Annotated in this window: 17 protein-coding genes and 1 tRNA gene; 10 read left to right on the plus strand and 8 right to left on the minus strand. The window is 66.8% G+C overall.

What is annotated here, in order from left to right; genetic code table 11:
• Window positions 1-5: 5 nt before the first annotated feature.
• From AC3ANX_RS10345 to AC3ANX_RS10375, 7 genes are all read left to right on the plus strand, one after another.
• A complete protein-coding gene (locus AC3ANX_RS10345; protein WP_488333205.1) occupies window positions 6-899 on the plus strand; it encodes a rod shape-determining protein MreC in 894 nt (297 codons plus the stop codon).
• Window positions 896-1405 carry a rod shape-determining protein MreD gene (locus tag AC3ANX_RS10350; protein ID WP_488333206.1) on the plus strand — a complete coding sequence of 170 codons (510 nt, stop codon included), beginning with the start codon at window positions 896-898 and terminating at the stop codon, window positions 1403-1405. The genes AC3ANX_RS10345 and AC3ANX_RS10350 overlap by 4 nt, the downstream gene beginning before the upstream one ends.
• Window positions 1402-3486: a penicillin-binding protein 2 gene (gene mrdA / locus AC3ANX_RS10355; protein WP_488333207.1), complete on the plus strand. Its 2085-nt coding sequence runs from the start codon at window positions 1402-1404 to the stop codon at window positions 3484-3486. Before AC3ANX_RS10350 ends, mrdA begins: the two co-directional genes overlap by 4 nt.
• Window positions 3483-4595 (plus strand): rod shape-determining protein RodA, encoded by a 1113-nt coding sequence (gene rodA / locus AC3ANX_RS10360; protein ID WP_488333208.1) that lies wholly within the window; start codon window positions 3483-3485, stop codon window positions 4593-4595. The genes mrdA and rodA overlap by 4 nt, the downstream gene beginning before the upstream one ends.
• Before the next feature lie 89 nt (window positions 4596-4684).
• Window positions 4685-4760 (plus strand) — tRNA-Lys (locus tag AC3ANX_RS10365).
• A 297-nt stretch (window positions 4761-5057) separates the two neighbouring features.
• Window positions 5058-5441, plus strand: a complete 384-nt coding sequence (locus AC3ANX_RS10370) for a hypothetical protein (RefSeq protein WP_488333209.1) — start codon at window positions 5058-5060, stop codon at window positions 5439-5441.
• Window positions 5442-5664: 223 nt separating this feature from the next.
• Window positions 5665-6546 (plus strand): LysR family transcriptional regulator, encoded by an 882-nt coding sequence (locus AC3ANX_RS10375; protein WP_488333210.1) that lies wholly within the window; start codon window positions 5665-5667, stop codon window positions 6544-6546.
• Window positions 6547-6580: 34 nt separating this feature from the next.
• Here the strand turns inward: AC3ANX_RS10375 and AC3ANX_RS10380 are convergent, their stop codons facing one another.
• The 3 genes from AC3ANX_RS10380 to AC3ANX_RS10390 form a co-directional block, all read right to left on the minus strand.
• Window positions 6581-6742, minus strand: a complete 162-nt coding sequence (locus AC3ANX_RS10380; RefSeq protein WP_488333211.1) for a hypothetical protein — start codon at window positions 6740-6742, stop codon at window positions 6581-6583.
• Window positions 6743-6833: 91 nt separating this feature from the next.
• On the minus strand, window positions 6834-8513 hold the full coding sequence (gene dld / locus AC3ANX_RS10385; protein WP_488333212.1) for a D-lactate dehydrogenase: 1680 nt from the start codon (window positions 8511-8513) through the stop codon (window positions 6834-6836).
• Complete coding sequence (locus tag AC3ANX_RS10390; protein WP_488333213.1) at window positions 8510-10084, minus strand: DUF5060 domain-containing protein; 1575 nt, start codon at window positions 10082-10084, stop codon at window positions 8510-8512. The genes dld and AC3ANX_RS10390 overlap by 4 nt, the downstream gene beginning before the upstream one ends.
• Before the next feature lie 175 nt (window positions 10085-10259).
• On the opposite strand from AC3ANX_RS10390, the gene AC3ANX_RS10395 reads away from it, so the two are divergent.
• Window positions 10260-11531, plus strand: coding sequence for an MFS transporter (locus tag AC3ANX_RS10395; protein ID WP_488333214.1), 1272 nt, complete (start codon window positions 10260-10262; stop codon window positions 11529-11531).
• 2 nt (window positions 11532-11533) lie between these two features.
• Here the strand turns inward: AC3ANX_RS10395 and AC3ANX_RS10400 are convergent, their stop codons facing one another.
• Complete coding sequence (locus AC3ANX_RS10400; protein ID WP_488333215.1) at window positions 11534-11965, minus strand: DUF488 domain-containing protein; 432 nt, start codon at window positions 11963-11965, stop codon at window positions 11534-11536.
• A gap of 92 nt (window positions 11966-12057) precedes the next feature.
• Between AC3ANX_RS10400 and AC3ANX_RS10405 the strand changes: the two genes are divergently transcribed.
• Entirely contained in the window at window positions 12058-12726 is a 669-nt protein-coding gene (locus AC3ANX_RS10405; protein WP_488333216.1) for a cell wall hydrolase, read from the plus strand.
• A gap of 63 nt (window positions 12727-12789) precedes the next feature.
• Here AC3ANX_RS10405 and AC3ANX_RS10410 read toward each other — a convergent pair whose 3' ends face one another.
• The 4 genes from AC3ANX_RS10410 to AC3ANX_RS10425 are packed head-to-tail and all read right to left on the minus strand — an operon-like array spanning window position 12790 to window position 19279.
• Window positions 12790-15864 carry a TonB-dependent receptor domain-containing protein gene (locus AC3ANX_RS10410; RefSeq protein WP_488333217.1) on the minus strand — a complete coding sequence of 1025 codons (3075 nt, stop codon included), beginning with the start codon at window positions 15862-15864 and terminating at the stop codon, window positions 12790-12792.
• A gap of 24 nt (window positions 15865-15888) precedes the next feature.
• Window positions 15889-17457 carry an FGGY family carbohydrate kinase gene (locus AC3ANX_RS10415; RefSeq protein ID WP_488333218.1) on the minus strand — a complete coding sequence of 523 codons (1569 nt, stop codon included), beginning with the start codon at window positions 17455-17457 and terminating at the stop codon, window positions 15889-15891.
• Window positions 17457-18413 carry a transketolase family protein gene (locus AC3ANX_RS10420; protein WP_488333219.1) on the minus strand — a complete coding sequence of 319 codons (957 nt, stop codon included), beginning with the start codon at window positions 18411-18413 and terminating at the stop codon, window positions 17457-17459. The genes AC3ANX_RS10415 and AC3ANX_RS10420 overlap by 1 nt, the downstream gene beginning before the upstream one ends.
• Window positions 18410-19279, minus strand: a complete 870-nt coding sequence (locus AC3ANX_RS10425) for a transketolase (protein ID WP_488333220.1) — start codon at window positions 19277-19279, stop codon at window positions 18410-18412. Before AC3ANX_RS10425 ends, AC3ANX_RS10420 begins: the two co-directional genes overlap by 4 nt.
• Before the next feature lie 236 nt (window positions 19280-19515).
• Here AC3ANX_RS10425 and AC3ANX_RS10430 point away from each other — a divergent pair, with 236 nt between their 5' ends.
• Complete coding sequence (locus AC3ANX_RS10430; protein WP_488333221.1) at window positions 19516-20331, plus strand: DeoR/GlpR family DNA-binding transcription regulator; 816 nt, start codon at window positions 19516-19518, stop codon at window positions 20329-20331.
• Window positions 20332-20372 lie beyond the last annotated feature (41 nt).

Below are 20372 nucleotides of genomic sequence, written 5' to 3' on the forward strand. Positions count from 1 at the left end.
GATTGATGGCGCCGTCGAACAATCGGCGTCCGGGGTTTTCGCGCCGGGCGCAATATGGCGTATTCGCGACCTATGTTTTCGCCGTGGCGGGGGCGCTGGTCGGCGCGATCCTGCTCGCCTTGTCCTATTTCGATCCCAACACGTTCGGGGCGGCGCGCAGCGCGATCACCGAAGTGACGGCGCCGGTCTCCTCGGTGCTGTCGTCGTTCGGTCGCTCGGTCGGCTCGGTGCCCGGCGGCATCGGCGGCTATGTGATGGTGCATGACCAGAACGCGCAGCTTCGCAAGCAGATCGCCGACGAAAGCAAGCTGGTGATGCGCGCGCGCGCGATCACCTATGAGAACCGCCGCCTGAAGGGGCTGCTCGCGATGCGCGAGCGGATCGGTGTGCCGGTGGTCGCGGCGCGGCTGGTGAGCTCGTCGCCGGCCAGCACGCGACGTTTTGCCGTACTCAACGCCGGAAGCTGGCAGGGCGTCGAGCGCGGCCAGCCCGTGCTCGGGCCAGACGGGCTGATCGGCCAGATCCTCGAAGCGGGGCCGAACACCGCGCGCGTGCTGCTGCTGACCGATCCGGAAAGCTCGGTGCCGGTACGGCGCACGCGCGACGGTCTGCCGGCGCTCGCGGTCGGGCGTGGCGACGGGCTGGTCGATATCCGCTCGGTCAGCAGCGCGGCCGCGACCTTTGCGCCGGGCGAGGTGTTCGTCACCTCGGGTGCGGGCGGGATCTATCCGCCGGGCGTCCCGGTCGCGAAGATCCTGCGCCACGGCCGCGACATCGTGCTGGCGGAATCGGTGATGCGCGCCAGCACGCTCGATTTCGCGATCGTCCAGCGCGCCTATCTGCCACCGCCTCCCGCCCCTGCGCCGACCCCAACTCCGACGGCGGTACCCAAGCCATGAGGCAGCGCCGCGGGCCGTTCGACGAGGCGCCCGAGACCAGCTTCGGGCAGTTCATGCCTGCGCTGACGGTGATGCTCGGCTCGTGCGTGAGCGTGTGGCCGACCATCGCCGCATTTCCCTTCCTGCCGCCGATCGGGCTGCTGATGCTGCTCGCATGGCGCCTGCTTCGACCGAACGCGATTCCGGTGTGGGCGCCACTCGCGCTCGGCCTGTTCGACGATCTGCTCAGCGGCCAGCCGTTCGGCCTCGCCATCACGGTCTGGACCCTGTGCTTCTTCATGATCGACATGATCGACGAGCGGCTGGTGTTCCGCGATTTCTGGCATAACTGGCTGATCGCGGCCGGCGGCACCGCCTTCTTCCTGATCGCAGGCCGCTTCATCGCGGTGCCGTTCGGCGCGCATGTCGATACCGTGCTGCTGCTCCAGGTGCTCGCCTCGATCATGCTGTTTCCGGTGGCATCGCTGCTTTGCGCCTGGCTCGATCGGGATTACGAACCGGCATGAGCCGACCACCGCGTATCGTCACCGAAGCCACGCAAACCTATAGTTTCTCGCGCCGTGCGATGATGCTGGGCGCCGTGCAGGGCGGCGTGGCGCTGGTACTCGCCGGACGGATGACGTGGCTCGCCGTCGCCGAGAATACGCATTACAGCCTGTTGTCCGAAAGCAACCGCGTCAACATGACGCTGGTGCCGCCACGTCGCGGATGGATCGTCGACCGCCACGGCGCGCCGATCGCGAACAACCGCACTGATTTCCGCGTCGATCTGATCCCCGATCTGCTCGAGGACAAGGAGCGCGTGCTCGCCGAACTCCAGCGGCTGCTCCAGCTTCCGCCCGAGGAGATGACGCGCATCGCCGCCGATCTCAAGCACGCGGCCGGCTTCCAGCCGGTGCAGGTTGCCGACAATCTCGATTGGGAGCGGTTCGCGGCGGTAAGCGTTCATCTGCCCGAACTGACGGGTGTCGCCCCGACACGGGGCTTCGCGCGCAGTTATCCGGCGGGCGCTGCGGTGGCGCATCTGACCGGCTATGTCGGTGCCGCTTCGGCGGAGCGATATCTCAAGACCAAGGATCCCTTGCTGCTCGTACCGGGTTTCAAACTCGGCAAGGATGGTCTTGAAAAAACACTCGAAAAGCAGCTTCGTGGCGAACCGGGTGCCAAGCGGGTCGAAGTCACCGCGCGCGGCAAGCTGGTGCGCGAACTCGCCACCCGCCCGGATACACCCGGCCAGACGACACGGCTGACGATCGACGCCGGGCTACAGGAGTTCACCGCCCGCCGGCTTGGCACCAATTCGGGTTCGGCGGTGGTGATCGATTGCCTCACCGGCGAGATGCTGGCGATGGTCTCGATGCCGGCCTACGACCCCAACAGCTTCTCCGACGGGATCAGCCATCTCGAATGGAAGATGCTGTCGGACAACGACCATGTTCCTTTGATGAACAAGGTGTTACAAGGGCTTTATCCGCCCGGTTCTACGGTCAAGCCGATGAACGGTCTCGCGCTGCTCGCCGCCGGCGTGAACGCGAGCGACCGGGTGAATTGCTCCGGCGCGCTGCGCGTCGGCAATGGCATCTTCCACTGCCACAAGAAGCGCGGGCATGGGCCGCTCGATCTCAAAAACGCGATCATGCAGAGCTGCGACATCTACTTCTACGAGATGGCGCGGCGGGTCGGCTATGGCGCGATTGCGCCGGTCGCGCGGTCGATGGGGCTGGGGCAAAAATTCGACCTGCCGTTTGCCTCGCAGCGTTACGGCACGGTGCCAGATCCCGCGTGGAAGTTGCGGAAATACAAGGATCAATGGACGGTCGCCGATTCGCTCAACGCGTCGATCGGCCAAGGCTATGTGCTCGCCAATCCGCTTCAGCTTGCCGTCATGGCGTCGCGCCTCGCCTCGGGAAAGGCGCTTCACCCCACGATTCTGGCTGGCACCGCCCCGACACCGGCCGATCTTGGGATCGACCCCCAGCATTTTGCGGTAGTGCGCGATGCGATGTTCGGCGTGGTCAACGGTGGTGGCACCGGCGCCGCCGCGCGCATGCAGATTCCCGGCGTCGCGATTGCCGGCAAGACCGGCACCGCGCAGGTCCGCCGCATCACTATGGCGGAGCGCGCCGGCGGCGTGCTCAAGAACGCGTCGCTGCCGTTCAAGCTGCGCGACCACGCGCTGTTCATCGGCTTCGCGCCCGCCGACAAGCCGCGCTACGCCACCGCTGTCGTGCTCGAACACGGCGGCCATACCGTGCGCAATCTCGACACGCCGGGCATCGGTCGCGACATCATGACCTATATGTTCGATCGCGACAAAGCGCTGGCGACGCTCGCCGAACTCGAGCCGACCTGGGGTGGCGACATCCGCACGCGCATGACGGCGGAGGCGACCGCCTATCGCGCCGCCGCGAACGCGCCGCCGCCTGCGCAGGCGGTGCAGACCGAACTCAACGTGACCGCGCCGACCGAGGCGCCCGCCGTCAACGCCGCCACCGCCGCCGACGTGTCCGCAGCCGAACGGGTGGCGCGCACCACCGCGGCCGGCAACAGCATCGCCGCCGACGGCACGACGGAGGCAGACCAGTGAGCGCGCGCGACTACGTTCCCAAGCCGATCTCGCAATTGCCGTGGATCATCATCCTGCTGACACTGGCGATCGGATGCTTCGACCTGCTGGTGCTGTATTCGGCCGCCGGCGGCAGCGTGCGGCCATGGGCCTTGTCGCAAGGGGTGCGCTTCTTCGTGTTCCTCGCCGGCGCGGTCGGGCTGTCGCTGGTGCCGGCGCGCGGCTGGAGCAAGGCCGCCCTGCCCGCCTATTGCGGGCTGGTGGTGCTGCTGGTGCTGGTCGAACTAATCGGCGCGGTGCGCGGTGGCGGTCAGCGCTGGCTCGATCTCGGCATCATCCGCCTGCAACCGTCCGAACTGATGAAGCTCGCGATCGTGCTGGCGGTTGCGAAATTCTATGATGGCCTGCCGGCGGGCGAGACGCGGCGGTTCAGCGCGGTCTGGCCGGCGATGGGGCTGATCCTCGTCCCCGCCGCGCTGGTGATGAAGCAGCCCGATCTCGGCACCGCGCTGATGATCAGCGCGAGCGGCGTGACCGTGATGTTCCTGGCGGGCGTGCCGCTAAGGCTGTTCATCGGCGGCGCGCTGGCGATCGGCGCGGCGGTGCCGCTGGCGGTGAACTTCGTGTTGCACGGTTATCAGCGCAACCGCATCCTCGTCTTCCTCGATCCCGAGAGCGACCCGCTCGGCATCGGCTATCACATCAGCCAGTCGAAGATCGCGATCGGGTCGGGCGGCGTGCTCGGCAAGGGCTTCCTCAACGGCACGCAGAGCCACCTCGATTACCTGCCCGAGGGACATACCGATTTCGCGCTGGCGACGATGATGGAGGAATGGGGACTGGTCGGCGGCGTGCTGCTGATCCTCGCCTTCTTCACGATCATCTATTGGGGCATGAACGTCGCACAGGCAGCCGAAGGCCGCTTCGCCCGGTTGACCGCCGCCGGGCTCGCCACGACATTGTTCTTCTACGTTTCCATCAACATGGCGATGGTGATGGGGCTCGCGCCCGTGGTCGGCGTACCGCTGCCGCTCATCAGTTTCGGCGGCTCCGCGCAGATGACGGTGATGCTGTGTCTGGGCGTGCTGATGTCGATCGACCGGCAGAACCGAAAAACCGTACGCTGGTAGCAAAAAGGGGGTTGCATCGCGCGGAGCGGATGGTATCAGCGCGCCTCCCGACGGGGACGCGCACCAACGCCTCCCACTCAAAACGGTACGGACGCATAGCTCAGTTGGTAGAGCAGCTGACTCTTAATCAGCGGGTCCTTGGTTCGAGCCCAAGTGCGTCCACCACCTTTCAAACACCGATCAGTGGTTACGCGGGATTGTCGCCTCGGCACTATCGCCTTGTAAGCACCCAGTTCACGCCAACAATTATCGGCGCTCGAAAGTGCCGGATGCCTTTGCGACGAGATAGTCCTGACATTGCCGATCTCGCCAGGCTTCGCGACGCGTATGTGACAAAAGCCTGAGGCACATCGGAACGAGCCGACGAGGTCTCGTGAAGCTGAACCGCTGTTGCACAACGGGTTCAGGACCGTTTCAGACGCGAATCGGCAAAGTGTCTTCATCACCTGAAGGAGACCTACGATGATGAAGCAGAAATTCGCCGCTGCCCTCGCCGCCGCCGTGATCTTGCCGATGAGCGTCGCGGCGCCCGCTCAGGCGCAGCGTTACGACTATCATGATCGCGCCGCTTATGAACGCGGGTATGATTACGATCGCGGGCAAGATCAGCGCGCCTATAACGGCGGGCGCTATTATCGTGGCGACCAGCGTCGGTATTATCAGGATTGCCGTCGTTCCAGCGGCACGACCGGTCTGATCGCCGGCGGTGCAGGCGGCGCGGTTCTCGGGAGCGTTCTGGGCGGTGGGACGCTTGGCACGATCCTCGGCGCGGTCGGCGGCGGATTGCTCGGCAAGAACCTCGACCAGAACCACGACCGCGCGCAGAACTATCGCAACGGGTGTTGATGCCAGCGACGCGGCCGGTCCGGGCACCGGCCGCGATGCGGAGCCGCTGCGCGACACGTCATGAGCGGGAACAGCACGCCGCGGCGCTCGCCTGCCCTGATCGCGTCGGGGATCACGCGGGGCCTGAACCGCGAGCAGTTGAAGCATTAATTCTTGCGGCCAATCGCGGCAGCCCGGTTGGCCAGAATTTGAAATCGCAACGGCGGCCGCATAGATGCGCTCTATGATCGACCGGTATCTGCTGCGCTATTTCACCGCCGTCGTCGATCAGGGGAATTTCTCGCGCGCGGCGGCGGCCTGCAACGTCTCGCAGCCGACGCTGTCGGTGGGCATCGCCAAGCTGGAGCGCGAAGTCGGCCACACCCTGTTCGTCCGGTCCAACCAGCGCGTCGAACTGACCGATGCAGGCGCGCGTTTCCTCGTGCATGCGCGCCGGATCGAGCGCGAGTTCAACGCCGCGGCTGAGGCGATGCGCGGATCGGCGAACCTCGCGTCGCTGCGGCTGGGCGTGCTCACTAGCGTGCCCGGCGCGGTGCTAGCGAGCGGCATAGCGCTCAGCCGGCCGGGCGAGCGACACCGGCTCGAGCTGGTGTACGGTAGCGAGCGCGAAATCGTCAGCCACCTCGCCAAAGGACGGGTCGACATCGCGCTGACGCTGGTCGATCGCGGTGCTGGCCGCTTTATCGAACGGCCGGTGTGGAGCGAGGGCTATCGTCTCGCCGTCCAGCACGACCATCCGCTTGCCGACGAGGCGGAACTCGCGCCCGAGCAGATCGCCAGCGAGGTGATGATCGTCCGTCGTCATTGCGAGGCGCTGGCGGAAACCAGCCGCTTCTTCACCGAACGCGGCATCCGTCCGCATTTTGCGCTGCGCTCGACTAATGACGAGCGGGTGTTGCAGATGATCTCAGCCGGTCTAGGCATCACCGTCATGCCCGACTGCTACCGGGCTGAAGGCGTGCGCCGTCCACGGCTTGCTGGCTTTACGCTCCGTCGCGCGATCGGCTGGGTCGCCGCGCATCACGCCGAGCATCTGCTGAGCAATCCGCCGCCGCTGCTGGGCGCGATCGAAGCCGCGTTCGGCGGAACCGACGCGGAGACATAGCGCCGTCGCTCGCAGCGGCGACGGCGCGCGCCGCCTATTGGTAGCCGCCTTCCTTGCGCTCCTCGGCGGCCTCCTCCTGAGCCTCCTCGATGGCGGGCTCCTCTTCGAGTGTCTGTTCCGACGTGTTCTGATCCTTCGGCAGTTCGTTCACGTCGTGCTCGAAGCCGGGTTCTTCGGTCTCGGGGGGCATTGCCATGATCTCGTCTCCTTCGCCCCTTCAACGAACCACCTCGGCTTGGGATGCGCGCTCGCGGCGAAATCGTTCTGAGTGAGGCGGCGCGTGCAGCTTATCGCCAGTGCGCGCACTTCGAAGTCTGGCCGATGCCGGGATTGAAGCTGTTGGTCGGGTCGAGCGCGCGATAGTGATCGGCAAGCGCGGGCTTGGCCTTGTAGAGGTGCCCGACGTTATGTTCGGCCGGATATTCCGCGCCACGCGCATCGAGCAGCGCCCACATCGCGTGTTCGATCGCGAGCGGATCATGGCCTTTGCGGATCACGTAATCCTGATGGAAGACGTGGCAGAAGAAATGGCCGTAATAGAATTTGTGCGCGATACCCTGTTCGAGGTCGGCCGGCAGCATCTCGAACCAGTCGGCGTCGTTGCGGCGCAGCGCGACGTCGAGCGCGACGATGTCGGCCACCTCGCGCGCATGCACGCTGCGGTAACGCACAGCCGCCCCGGCGGCGGCGAAGCGATGGGTGAAGGCGGCATCGCCCTCCGCCTTGGTGCAACGGAAATACGCGCCCTGCCCCGCACCCAGCACCCGCGTGAGCAGCGCTTCGGTGGCATCGGCATCCGCCTCGGCCACGCGCAGCATCAGGTGATGCTCGAACCGGTCGCGGAAGTCGGTCAGGCGCCTGGGCAAATGGCTGGGGCCGAGCCGGGTGGCGGCCTGCATCGCCTTGTCGGACACGTCGCGCAGCCCAATGCGGCGGAACCAGCCGTCGACCCGGTCCTTCCAACGGAACAACGCCGGCAGCCGTGCGGTGCCGAGCCAGCGGATCGCGAGGAACGTGTCGCGGCCATAAAGTTCGGTCAGCACGAAGGCGTCGCGGTGGATATACTCGCCGGCGATCGGCAGCGGCAGGTTGCTCGCCAGCATCTCGCGGCGGAACCGGCCGAGATCGGCGGGATCGTTCGAGCCGATGTAGAACACGGTCGTGGCCGCGGCCTTTGTGAACGTATCGAGCCGCACCGCGAACAGCACGACATGCCCCGCCGAACCGGACGCCTCGAACAGCCGCTTGGGGTCGGCATTGAACCGCGCCGGCGTCGCCGCGTCGACATCGCGGACGTGCGCGGCATAATCCTGATCGGACGCGCGTGCGCCGGTATCGCGCACCTGCGCTTCGCTGAAGCCGCCGCGCTCGACACGCCCGAGGATCTCCTCGGGCGTGTCGCCAAGGTCGATACCGAGGTGATTGACGAGTTCCAGCCGGCCGCCTTCATCGACGCGCGCGTAGAGCGCCAGTTCGGTATAGGCCGGCCCGCGCCGCACCAGCGCGCCGCCCGAATTGTTGCACACGCCGCCCAGCACGGAAGCGCCGATGCACGACGATCCGATCACCGAATGTGGCTCGCGCCCGAGCGGCGCGAGCGTCCTCTCCAGCACGTCAAGCGTGGCGCCGGGCAGGCACACCACCTGCGCACCGTCTCTGACGAGATGCACCCCCGCGATGCGCATGGTCGAGACGATGACGATCGGCCGGTCGTAGTCGTCGCCGTCCGGGGTGGACCCTCCGGTGAGGCCGGTGTTGCTCGCCTGCGGGATCAGGATCGCGCCCGCCTCGACCACCGCCTGCGCCACCCGCCACAGCTCGATCAGCGAGCCCGGCCGCACCACCGCCAGCGCCGGACCAAGGCCGAAGCGATAGCCGGTGCGGAAGCGGTGCGTCTCGGCCTCCCCCGTCAACACGTGCTGCACGCCGACGGCACGGCGCAACGCCGCGATCAGCGCATCGCTCACGCGCGGACCAGCCGCACCGCGATCCACGGCTTGCCCGGCAGCGCAAGGGTCGGGCGGGCGGGATCGTGGACGTCATAGTCGTTCATCTGCGCCATGTCGAAAGTCCCGGCCGGAGTGATGGTCATGTTCCACGTATCGATGATGTCCGCGCGGTAGCGGCGCAAGGCCTCGGGACCGCGACCGGGCAGCGCCACCGCCCACGCCTTCGGCGTATCCTCGCCGAAATAGCGGAGGTAATATTCCTGTTCCTTGCCGCCGAGCCGATAGCCCCACCACGTCTGGATCGGCTCGATGCCGGGCACCGGCCCTTCCTCCAGCACGCGACGCAGGAAGGCGAGCCGGGGCGCGCTGTGCCCCCGTAAGGAACCGCCCTGCCCCAGCCATGAGAGGTCGGCGTTGCGATCGCTTGCGAAGGTCTCGCTATGGCCGACATAGGTGCCGCCGATCGTGCCCCACCAGAACCGCTCGACCAGCGCCTCGGCGGAGAGGTTACCCCAGCGCTTGGCGATATCGCCCTCGTAGCACACCTCGTCGAAGATCACCGGCTTGCCCGTCATCGCGCGGTGCAGTTCGGCGCGCCCGTCGTCGAGCACGGCGTGGCCGTTCTGCACGCTGGCATGCGTGATCCACGGCTTGCGATGATCGTAATAGACTTTGATCTGGTGGATCGAGCGCAGCCGGTCGTGCGGATCGGCGGCTTGCAGCACCTGGAACAGATGGTCCCAATCCTCGGTGCGCTTGGTCTTCACATCGTCATATTCGTTGGCCATCGACCACCAGACGTTGCGGAACGCGCCGAACCGGGCCGCGACATAGCGGACGTAGCGCTCGTCATCGGCGCGGGCCATGTCCGAATAGCCGCGCTTGGCGTCATAAGGATGATAGAGGATGATATCCGCCTCTATGCCGAGTTCGCCTAGCTTGCGGATGCGATCCTCGTAGCGGCGGAAATAGCTGGGGTCGAACCGCGTCGGATCCCAGTCGCGCGGGCCCGGCCCGGTGCGCACGAATGGGTCGGTCGCGACCGATGCGACGTTGGGGAAGACCAGCATCCGCATCTTGTTGAACGGCGCGCTGCGCAGCGTGGTGAGCGTCTCCGCGCACTTCGCATCGGATTGCAGCGCCCAGGAGTAACTGGTGGTGCCGATCTGCCGGTACGGCGTGCCGTCGGCATAGCTGAAGTGGAACCCGTCGCGCGAGACACGCACCGGCCCGTGATTGCCCTTGCCCGGCAGCCCGCAGCGGAACGTGCCGCTCCGCCCGTCGAGCGGTTCGACATTGCTCTCCGATCGCCAGCGCCATTGACCGAGCGTGTCGGGGCTGAAGCGGATGCGGTACGTGCCGTCGCCGTCGTAGAAGCCAGGAACGCGCACCTTCCGGCCGTCGCATTCGAACACGCCTGCGACTCGGACGTCATCGAAGGGGTTGCCCTGCGCCGGTCCGGGCAGCGCCACCTCGAACACGCCCCAGCGCTCCACCTGCGTGGCCGGCGCGGCGTGCGCCGGGCGTGCTGCGGCGATTGCGCCGGCGGCGAGCGTTCCGCTTAAAATCGTGCGTCGCGATACGGTCAAGCCATCCTCCCTCGTTTGCGCAAACGAAAGCACCCGAAAGTCTTCGCGTCAATTGTCTTGCCGAAATCGAAAATGATCGAAGCGACATCTCTTGCTCCACCGGCTCCGCCGCGATAGGGTCGCGGCAACAACAAGCCCAGCCTTACGGGCGCCAGACCATCCGGGAGAGAACGCCTTGCCGCATAGCGCAGCCCAGCCCGGTTCTACACGGACCGACTGGAAGAACACGATCCTCGCCGGGCTGGCCAATTATATCGACGCCGGCTCGATCGTCGCGGGCGGGGTCGCGCTCGCGCTGTGGATGGAAGCGTATCGGCTGAGCCCGACATTGGTCGGGGTGATCGCCGCGCTCGGTCCCAATGCGATCTCGGCCGGGCTCGGCGCGATGATCGGCGGGCGGCTGTGCGACAAGTTCGGGCGCAAGCGCATCTACCAGTATGACATGCTGTTCTACGCGTTCGGCATGTGCTGGCTGGTGTTCGCGATGACGCCGTGGATGATCGTGCTCGGCTTCTTCCTCGTCGGTCTCGCGGTCGGTGCGGACATTCCCGCCTCCTGGTCGCTGATCGCCGAGATCGCGCCCGACCGTGAGCGCGGCAAGCATAGCGGCGTCGCGCAGGTGCTGTGGTATCTGGGGCCGGTCGTCGTGCTGCTGCTGTTCCTCGTCGTCGCGCCGCTCGGGCTGCTCGGCGCGCGGCTGGTGTTCGCGCATCTCGCCATACTCGCGGTGGTGCTGACCTTTTTGCGATCGAGCATGCACGAAAGCGCGCACTGGCTGGAAGCGCAGGCGGCCGAGAAGTCCGTCGCCGCCACCCGGCGCGTGGGCCTGCGCGATCTGCTCCAGCCGCGCTACATCGGCGGCATGGCGTTCCTCGTCGGCATGTATCTGTTCTGGAATTTGTGGGCGGGCACCAACGGTTTCTTCTTCCCGTACATCCTGCGCACCGTCGGCAGCCAGACGCAGGCGATGTCGGTCACACTCCAGATGCTGAGCTTCGGGGCGGGCATGCTCTCGATCGCGTTCATCTTCATGCCGCTGTCGGACAAGGTGAACCAGCGCGCACTGTTCGCGGCGTCCGCGATCATTCAGGTCGTCGGCATGGCGCTGCTCGCGGTCTTTCCCCTGACCCTGCCGGTGGCGATCGTGCATGTGCTGATGATGGCGATCGGTCAGGGTTTCGGCGCACAATGCTTCTTCCAGCTCTGGAGTTCGGAGCTGTTCCCCACGCTGCTGCGCAGCACCGCGCAGGGGGTGATGTTCGCGGTGGTGCGGGTGACGCTCGGCTTCTGGTCGTTCTTCGTGCCGGTGCTGACGGCGACGGGCTTCCACACTTTGGCGTGGATCCTGACCGGCTTCCTCGTCATCAGCGGGCTGGTCGGCACGATCTGGGCGCCGCGTAACGAGGGCAAGTCGCTCGGCGAACTCGAGGCCGAGCTCGCGCGCTGATCTCAGGCGAACAGGTTGACAACCTCCGCCTCCGGCATCGCCGCCTCGGCGAGCAGCGAGCGGTGGCAGCCGGACGGATCGCGCTCGAAACACAGCAGCGCGGTCGGGGTTTCCGCCGCGAGCGCGTGGAGTTGCGCCATCTGCGCCAGCGCCTCCGGAAGTTCGAGCTGCCCGGCGTAAATCGCCCCGAGCCGGGCATGATCGTGCTTGCGCGCGGCTTCGCGGCCCTCCGGCGGGGTGCCGAGCGCCTTGAGGCCGATATAGTCGATCCCCGCCTCGCGCAGCCCCGCCGCCAGTTTGTTCTTGGAGAAACCGGGCCGGCGCGACAGCGGCACCGCGCGCACATCGGCGAGCAGCTTGACCCCGGCGTCCGTGAGCGCCTGCACGACGTCTGCCTGCGTGGCGCCTTCGTAACCGATCGTGAAGATACGCATATGCCTCGTCTAACCGTTTCGCCGCGAACGCGATAGTCAGCGGCAGAAAAGCGGCTGCGCTGCGCATGAGGTTCGGCTAGGCGGCGCAGGCGATGGCGCAACGACGTAGGACTTCGACAAAGCGCCGCAAGGCCAAGCGCGTCGCACACCGCGACGTTGCTGCCGAGCGGTGGCTGCTGGTGTTCGGCGCGGCAACCATCCTCATCCTCGCCGCGAGCCTGTTCGGCCCGTGGCGGCTCGCCAAAACCGCGCCCGACGCACCGCGCCCGCTAACGATGGCGCAGGCCCGCGCCTCCAACGCGGCGGTGCCGATCGTGCTGAGCCGGCGCGTCCGTGCGGCGCCTTACCGGTTCCGCGGTGGGCCGGCGGCGCGTGCGCAGGCGGCCGAGTGCCTCGCCACCGCCGCGCTTTACGAAGCGGGCGACGATCGGCGCGGGCAGCAGGCGGTGATGCAGGTGATCCTCAACCGCGTTCGCGCGCCGGGCTTCCCGCGCACGATCTGCGGGGTGGTCTATCAGGGCTATACACGTACCACCGGCTGCCAGTTCTCCTTCACCTGCGACGGATCGTTCGCGCGCAGGCCGGTGCATCTCGGCTGGGATGCGGCGCGGCGGGCGGCGCGGCATGCGCTGGCGGGTTACGTCTTCGCCGATATCGGGCGCGCTACGCATTACCATGCGGACTGGATGGTGCCCTATTGGCGCGACTCCCTCACCAAAGTGGCGCGGGTCGGCACGCACCTTTTCTATGTCCGCACCTGACGCAAAAGAAGGGCGGCGCGAGTCGTCTCGCGCCGCCCCAGTGGGTCGAACGGTTAGGAAGCGTCAGAACTTGAGACGGATACCGCTGTAGAAGCGCCGACCGATCGGATCGTAGGTGCCTGCCGCCGTTTCCGTACCGGTCACATCGCCGGTCAGGCCGGTGATGACGGGGGGCGGCTGCGTGTCGAGCAGGTTGTTCACGCCGACGAAGAACTCATACTGTTTCTTGACGTGGAAACGCACCTGCGCGTCCATGTAGAAGGCCGAGCCGACCCGGAAATACTTCTTGTCGGGCAGCGACCCGTCGGCAAGCTTGAACAGATTGCGATACTGATCGTCGAGGTAGGACGCGCCGATATACTGGCCGTTGAGCGTCACGCCCACCACATCGCTGTCGTAGCTGAGCGAGAAGGCGCCGCGATCCTGCGGGGTGTTGATCTCACCTAGCGTGCTGTCATAGGCCGCGCCGGTCAGCGGGGTGCCGCCCTGCTTGAACAGATGCGTGTAGCTGATCGAGAAGGTCGCCGCCGCATTGCCCAAGCCCCAGTCGGACAGGTTCTGCCGGTACGACATGGTCGTATCGAGCCCCTGCGTCACCAACCCGCCGCTGTTGATGAGCTGCGAATTGACCTGCTGGATCGAGCCTGCGCTATACGGCCCCGACCCGATCGTCCGGCGCGAGATCAGCGAGCAGAAATTGGGGTCGTTCTGCTGGTAGCATTGCCGCAGGATGTAATCCTGGCTGGTTCGTGCGATCGCCCCGTCGAGCTTGATGTTGTAGTAATCGAGCGTGAGCGTGACGTTGCGCAGCGCGTGGACCGAGATCGGGTTGATGACGGCACCCAGCGTATAGGTCGTCGCCTTCTCTTCCTTGATGTTCGGGTTGCTCACCGCCAACCCGCCGACGCCCTGCTGGTCCGATTGGTTGAGCACGAAGCTGCCGTTGGCATTGATGTTGGCGAGCACGCCCGGGTTCGCGCGGCAGACCGTGCTGGTCGTCCCCGTGCTGGTGAGCGTGACGCCCTGGCACGGATCGTTGACCGAGGAGATCGTGACCGAGGGCGCGGCATAGAGTTCGCCGATGTTCGGCGCGCGCACCGCCTTGGCATAGACGCCGCGGAAGCGGATGTCGGGCACCGGCGACCATTCGACCCCGCCGTTATAGGCGAAGAAGGTGCCGACCGTGGAATAATCCGACATACGCACCGCGCCGCGCAGCGTGAGATTGTCGATGCCCGGCGTGTTGTGGATCAGCGGGACGACGAGTTCGCCGTACAGTTCCTTCACGTCGAAGCTGCCGGAGGTGTTGGTCTGCTGCACGTACGCGTTGCGCGCGGCGATCGACAGCGGATCGAACGTCTCCGAACTCGACTCACGGCGATATTCGGCCCCGACCGCGACCTGCACCTTGCCCGCCGGCAACTCGAACAACGCACCGGAGAGGTTGGCCGAGGCGACCTCCAGCGTCTGCACCGCATCATGCGTCGAGGTGGCTTGCAGGTAGGCGAGCGACGCGGGCGACGCCTTGCCCGCGCCATAGACGTTCCACGGTACGCAGCCTTGCGCGCGCGCCTCGGCGCTGGCGCAGATCGCCTCGGTGGTGTTGCCGTTGCCGTTGACGTCGTACACGTCCTGGATGACGTTGAGCGCCTGAACCGCCCGATCCTGGTTGATGAGCCCGGTCAGTTGGCTCGAAACGCGGGTCTGCCCCCAGTTGTACGACACGTCCCAATCCCAATCGCTGCCGAGCTGCCCGTTGAGGCCGCCGACGAAGCGCAGGTTGGTCCGGTCGAAGATCGCGAAACGCTGGCCGAACTCGGCGAGGCGGCGCGACACCGCCACGTCACGGAAGCCGTCACCGTTGGTGTCGGTCGCGACGTTGTAGAGGCCGGCGGGCACCAGCGGGTTGCGCACGATCTGCGACTGCGCCGGATTGTTCGGGTTCACGACGAGCTGTTCGATATCGTAGCGCCCGTTGCCCTGCCGGAACAGGCCGAGCGAGCCGGTCGGCACCAGCGGCGACGGCTCGAGCAGGCCGCGCGACTTGGTGTTCGAATAGGTGCCCTCGACATAGACGTTGATGCTGTCGCTGATCTGGTAATTGCCACGCCCGGCGAACTGGCGCTTCTCGATCGGCACAGCGATCTGGTCGAACGGCGTGCGGTCGAACCCGTCGGTCGCGGAGTTGAACGGGCGCACCGTGCCGGTCGCATCGACGATGTAATTGCCGGTGCCCGCGTTGAACGTGCTGTCGGGCACGACGGTCGATTTGTTGGGCTTGGCGACGAACAATTGCTGTGCGGCGAGCAGATTATTGTTGGTCAGCGCGTTGCTGCGCAAGGCGGCACCGACGCTGGTCTGGTCGGTCGAGCTGCGCGAGCGCGCGGCGGAGGCGACGCCGCCCTGCTTCTGCCAGCCGCCGAACAGCATGATGTTGCCGCGATTGTCGTCGAAGTTATGCCCGATCGTCAGGTCGGCCGAATATTGGGTGTCGTCGCCCTTTTCGGAGATGCCGGTCTGCGCGTTGAGCAGCACGCCTTCGAACTTCTTTTTGTAGATGAAGTTGACCACGCCCGCGACCGCGTCCGACCCGTACACGGCGGAGGCGCCGCCGGTCAGCACGTCGACGCGTTCGATGAACGAACTCGGGATCATCGACAGATCCACCTGCGCGGTGCCGGGCACGCCCGCTACCACGCGGCGGCCGTCGATCAGCACGAGCGTCCGGTTCGGCCCGAGGTTGCGCAGGTTGACGGTCGACGTGCCCGCGCTGAGCGCGCCGTAGTTCGAGGTGGTGCGCGACTGGCCGGGCACGCCGAACGCCGGGTTCTGTTGCAGCACCTCCTGAATGTCGAGCTTGCCGGTACGCTGGATGTCCTCCGCCGTCACCGCTTGCAGCGGCGATGGCGAGGTGAGCGTCGGGCTCTTGATGCGCGAGCCCGTGACGACGATCGTCTCGGCCGCGTCATCTGCGGCGGCGGCTTTCTCGGCAGGCGTGGTGGCCTGCGGCGTCGCGGGCAGCGCGGTGGCCGGTGCGGCGGTGTCCTGCGCGTGCGCGATGCCGGCTGCAAAGAGCGCGCAAAGGCTTGCGCCGGTCAGGAAGGCTCCCTTCCCGGCGAGTTTAGTAACCCCAATCATGTCCTCATCCCCTTTTGTCGTTGATTATGGCGCTTCGGCAGCGGTTTCCTTTCCTGGCGCGGTGGGCGCATGGTTGGGCTGGTCGGAGCGAAGCGCGGCTCCGGTCAGGTTTACGGAAAGGTCGGCAGGGCGCACCGCGCGCGCGACGGCGGCGCGCCAATGGCGGCGGATCGCATTGCGGCGTTGGGGCGGCATCGCCGGGTGGAAGGTGTCGGCATCACGCGGCGCGGGCGCATGCGGCATCAGCCCGACCGCCTCGCCCGCCAGCCGCGCCACGCCGAGCGCGCTCGCCTCGGCGACATGCGGGCGCACGATCGGCCGGTCGAGCAGATCGGCGATCAACTGGACGAGCAGCGGATTGCGCGTCGCGCCACCATCGACGAGCAGTTCGGGCAGCGGTCGCCCGAGATCGGCATCGATCGCGTCGAGCACATCGCCGATCTGAAGCGCGATCGCCTCCAGCGTGGCGCGTGCGACGTGCGCGGGGCGGGTCGACAGCGACATGCCCGAGATCGTGCCCCGCGCCTCGGTACACCAGTGCGGCGCGCCCAGCCCGCCGAGTGCGGGGACAAACACCACGCCGTCGCTATCGGAAACGGTCTCGGCAAGCGCGGTTAGCGCGATCTCGTCGGCGACTCCGAGCAGCGCGGTCGCGAACGCGGCGGCGTGGCCCGACACCGAGATGTTGCCCTCCAGCGCATGCTGCGCGACGCCACCCCGGTTCCAGGCGATCGTGCTCGACAGGCCATGCGACGAATGTACGCGCCGCTCCGTCGCGACCATCAGCGAGCTGCCGGTGCCGATCGTCGCCTTGCCGCGTCCCGGCGTATCGACGCCATGGCCGAACAATGCGGCGTGGCTGTCGCCCATCATCGCGTGGACGGGGGTGCCGGCGGGCAGCACGGTCGCACCCAGCGCTACTTCGCCGAAGCGGCTGTCGGACGGCAGGATCGTCGGCAGGATGTTCAGCGGCACATCGAACAGCCGCGCCAGTTCGGCGTCCCAGCCGAGCGTATCGAGGTTGAAAAGCTGCGTGCGCGAGGCATTGCTATGATCGGTCGCATGAACCGCGCCGCCGGTGAGGTTCCACAACAGCCAAGCGTCGATCGTGCCGCACCGGATCTCGCCGCATGCCGCCCGCGCGCGTCCATCGGGGATCGCATCCAGCAGCCACGCGATCTTTGCCGCCGGGAACAACGGATCGAGCCCGAGCCCGCTCAGCGCCGCGATTCTGTCGGCGTGGCCCGCCCCGCGCAACGCCTCGAGCCGATCGGCCGAGCGCTGGCATTGCCAGATCACCGCCGGCGCGAGCGGGCGGCCGGTCGCCGCCTCCCACACCACCACCGTTTCGCGCTGGTTGGAGATGGCGAGCGCCGCAACCTCGACCTCAGGCGCTGAGGCATGCACCTCGCCGATCAGCGCGGCGACCGCCTCCCAGATGTCCGACGCGGATTGCTCCGCCCAGCCCGCGCGCGGATAGTCGACGCGCATCGCCCGCGACCGCGACAGCAGCACCGACCCATCGGGCGCGACGAGCAGTGCCTTGGTGTTGGTCGTGCCCTGATCGATCGCGAGGATGGCGCGCGCGGTCATCACGCCGCCTTCGTGCCAAGCAGTTCGCGCGCGGCATCGGCGATGCCGGTCGCGCTCAGGCCGAAATGCTCCATCAGCCAGGTCGCCGATCCGGTCGGCGCGAAGCCGGGGAAGCCGATCATCCGCATCCGCGTCGGGGCATGCTGCGCACAATATTCGGCGACCGCACCGCCCAGCCCGCCATGGGCGAGTCCCTCCTCGGCGGTGACGATCGCACCGGTCGCGGCGGCGGCGGCGATCGCGGCTTCGTCGATCGGCGAGACGGTCGCCATGTTGACGACGCACGCGGCGATGCCCTCGCCCGCCAGCGCCTCGGCAGCGGCGAGCGCGTGGTGGACGAGCGTGCCGTTGGCGATGATGGCGATGTCGCCCCCGTCGCGCAGCGTCTCCGCCGTGCCGATCGCGAAGCTGGCGTCGGTACGGGTCAGTTCGGGCACCGGCATTCGGCTGATCTTGATGAACACCGGCCCGTCATGCGCAGCGGCGGCGCGGATCGCCTGCGCGGTCTGCCACGGATCGGCCGGCACGATCACGGTCAATTTGTCGATCGCACGGAGCCACGCCACGTCCTCGATGCTATGATGCGTCGCGCCGAGTTCGCCATAAGCGACACCGCTGGAGATGCCGCACAGCTTCACATTGGCGTGGCTGTACGCGCAATCGACCTTGATCTGCTCCATCGCCCGCGCGGTGAGGAAGCAGCCCGCGCCGCTGACGAACGGGATCTTGCCGCCATTGGCGAGCCCCGCGCCGACGCTCACCATATTCTGCTCGGCGATGCCGACGTTGACGAGACGATCGGGGAAACGCTCGCGGAACTTGCCCAGCTTGGACGAGCCGACCGAATCGTTCACCACCGCGACGATGCGCGGATCGGCCTCGGCGAGTTCCTGCACGGTGCGGACATAGGCGTCGCGGCAGTCGAACAGGCCGGCGGGTGCGGTGGCCGCGCTCACGCCGACAGCTCCGCCAGCGCCTGCGCATATTGCTCGGCATTGGGTACGCCGTGATGCCAGCCGGCCTGATTCTCCATGAAGCTCACGCCCTTGCCCTTGATCGTGTTGGCGATGATACAGCGCGGCTTGGCGCGCGGGCGCGCGGCATCGTCGAACGCGGCGAGCAGCGCGGCGGGATCATGCCCGTCCAGCTCCACCACGTCCCAGCCGAACGCACGCCATTTGTCGGCAAGCGGTTCGAGCTGGTTGGTCTCCTCCGTGCCGGCACCCTGCTGCAAGCCGTTGCGATCGACGATCACGGTAAGGTTGCCGAGGCCGCGATGACCAGCGAACATCGCCGCCTCCCACATGCTGCCTTCCTGCAACTCGCCGTCGCCGGTCAGCACGAACACGCGGTAACCCGCCTTGTCGATCTGCCCCGCCACCGCGATGCCGACCGCGACCGGGAAGCCGTGGCCGAGCGGGCCGGTGTTGGTCTCCACGCCCGGCAGATAGGTGCGGTTGGGATGGCCGTTGAGGCGCGACAGCGGCTTCAGATAGGTGGCGAGTTCCGCCTCGGGGAAGAACCCGCGCGCAGCCAGCGCCGCATAGAGCGCGCCGGTGCAATGACCCTTGCTCATCACGAAGCGATCGCGCCTCGGCGCGTCAGGCGCGGCGGGGTCAATCCGAAGAGTATCGAAATAGAGCGAAGCGATGATGTCAGTCGCCGAAAGATCGCCGCCGGGATGCCCCTGCCCCGCATCGACGATCATGCCGAGCAGGCGGCGGCGCATCCAGCCCGCGCGTTCGCGAACATGCGCAACCCGCGCATCCAGCGAAACCGTGCGGACGCCGGCGTCTGGCCGAAGCTGTTGTGGATTGCCCATTGGTCCCCTCTCCTGAACCGGCAGATAGCGCCAGCGGCGGGAAAACGCAACATATTCTCTTTCGATTATTTGCGTTTCAAAACTTCACTCAGACAAATTGACAAAATCCGAAGGTTGGAGCTAACAGGCGGCATACGGTGCCAGCGATCCGAAATCGTCGGCGTTTGGGAGTGACGATGCCGAAACTGCGCAGTCCGGACTTGCTATACGAGCGCGTCCCTGCGGATAGTCGCGGCATGCAACGTCCAGCTCCCCTCGCTCGCCCGGCCAATGCCACTTCGCAATCTCGCGCGCTGGGTGAGACCCGCCGTAACAAGATCCTCGAATGGCTGCGCGAACAGGGCAGCGCGCGCGTGCGAGAACTGGCGCAGGCGTTTTCGGTTTCCGAAGTGACCGTGCGGCAGGATCTGGAGAAACTCGAAAGCGACGGGCATATCGTGCGCGAGCATGGCGGCGCGTATCTGAAGTCGGTGCGACAGCAGGTCCGCGCGATGGCGCTCCAGCATCTCGACAACATGGATGCCAAACGCCGCATCGGCAAACGCGCCGCCGCGATGATCGGCGATGGCGAGACGATCATCCTCGATTCGGGCTCGACCACCACAGAGGTTGCCGCGAACATCCTCGGCCACCGCGACATGACTGTCATCACCAACGCGCTCAACATCGCGCTGATGCTCGGCGCGGAGCCGGGGTTCGAGGTGCATGTCAGCGGTGGCCAGTTCAAGGCACCGACGCTGTCGCTCAGCGGCGAGCGCGCCGCCGAGTCGTTTCGTGGGCTGTTCGTGCAGAAATTGTTTCTCGCCACCGCCGGGTTCGATCTCGACGCGGGGCTCACCTATCCGGCGTTGTCCGACATCGCGGTGAAGCGCGCGATGATCGACGCGGCGGAGAAGACCATATTGGTCGCGGATTCGAGCAAGATCGGCGCGCGCTCCTTCTCGGCGCTGGGCGGCATCGATCTGGTCGACATCCTCATCACCGACGAGGGCATCCGCGACGCCGATCGCGCGGTGATCGAGCGGGCGGGCGTCGAGATCATCATAGCATAACCGCCGGGAGCGGCCGCCTGCGCGCGTCCCGTCCGGCACCA

The organism is Sphingomonas sp. BRN-1R (assembly GCF_057748035.1).

Excerpts from the sequence above, each read along its gene's own strand:
- AC3ANX_RS10345 (WP_488333205.1), top strand. The coding sequence starts at position 6 with ATGGCGCCGTCGAACAATCGGCGTCCGGGGTTTTCGCGCCGGGCGCAA.
- AC3ANX_RS10350 (WP_488333206.1), top strand. The coding sequence starts at position 896 with ATGAGGCAGCGCCGCGGGCCGTTCGACGAGGCGCCCGAGACCAGCTTC.
- mrdA (WP_488333207.1), top strand. The coding sequence starts at position 1,402 with ATGAGCCGACCACCGCGTATCGTCACCGAAGCCACGCAAACCTATAGT.
- AC3ANX_RS10370 (WP_488333209.1), top strand. The coding sequence starts at position 5,058 with ATGATGAAGCAGAAATTCGCCGCTGCCCTCGCCGCCGCCGTGATCTTG.
- AC3ANX_RS10375 (WP_488333210.1), top strand. The coding sequence starts at position 5,665 with ATGATCGACCGGTATCTGCTGCGCTATTTCACCGCCGTCGTCGATCAG.
- AC3ANX_RS10380 (WP_488333211.1), bottom strand. The coding sequence starts at position 6,742 with ATGGCAATGCCCCCCGAGACCGAAGAACCCGGCTTCGAGCACGACGTG.
- AC3ANX_RS10400 (WP_488333215.1), bottom strand. The coding sequence starts at position 11,965 with ATGCGTATCTTCACGATCGGTTACGAAGGCGCCACGCAGGCAGACGTC.
- AC3ANX_RS10405 (WP_488333216.1), top strand. The coding sequence starts at position 12,058 with ATGGCGCAACGACGTAGGACTTCGACAAAGCGCCGCAAGGCCAAGCGC.
- AC3ANX_RS10410 (WP_488333217.1), bottom strand. The coding sequence starts at position 15,864 with ATGATTGGGGTTACTAAACTCGCCGGGAAGGGAGCCTTCCTGACCGGC.
- AC3ANX_RS10415 (WP_488333218.1), bottom strand. The coding sequence starts at position 17,457 with ATGACCGCGCGCGCCATCCTCGCGATCGATCAGGGCACGACCAACACC.
- AC3ANX_RS10425 (WP_488333220.1), bottom strand. The coding sequence starts at position 19,279 with ATGGGCAATCCACAACAGCTTCGGCCAGACGCCGGCGTCCGCACGGTT.
- AC3ANX_RS10430 (WP_488333221.1), top strand. The coding sequence starts at position 19,516 with ATGCAACGTCCAGCTCCCCTCGCTCGCCCGGCCAATGCCACTTCGCAA.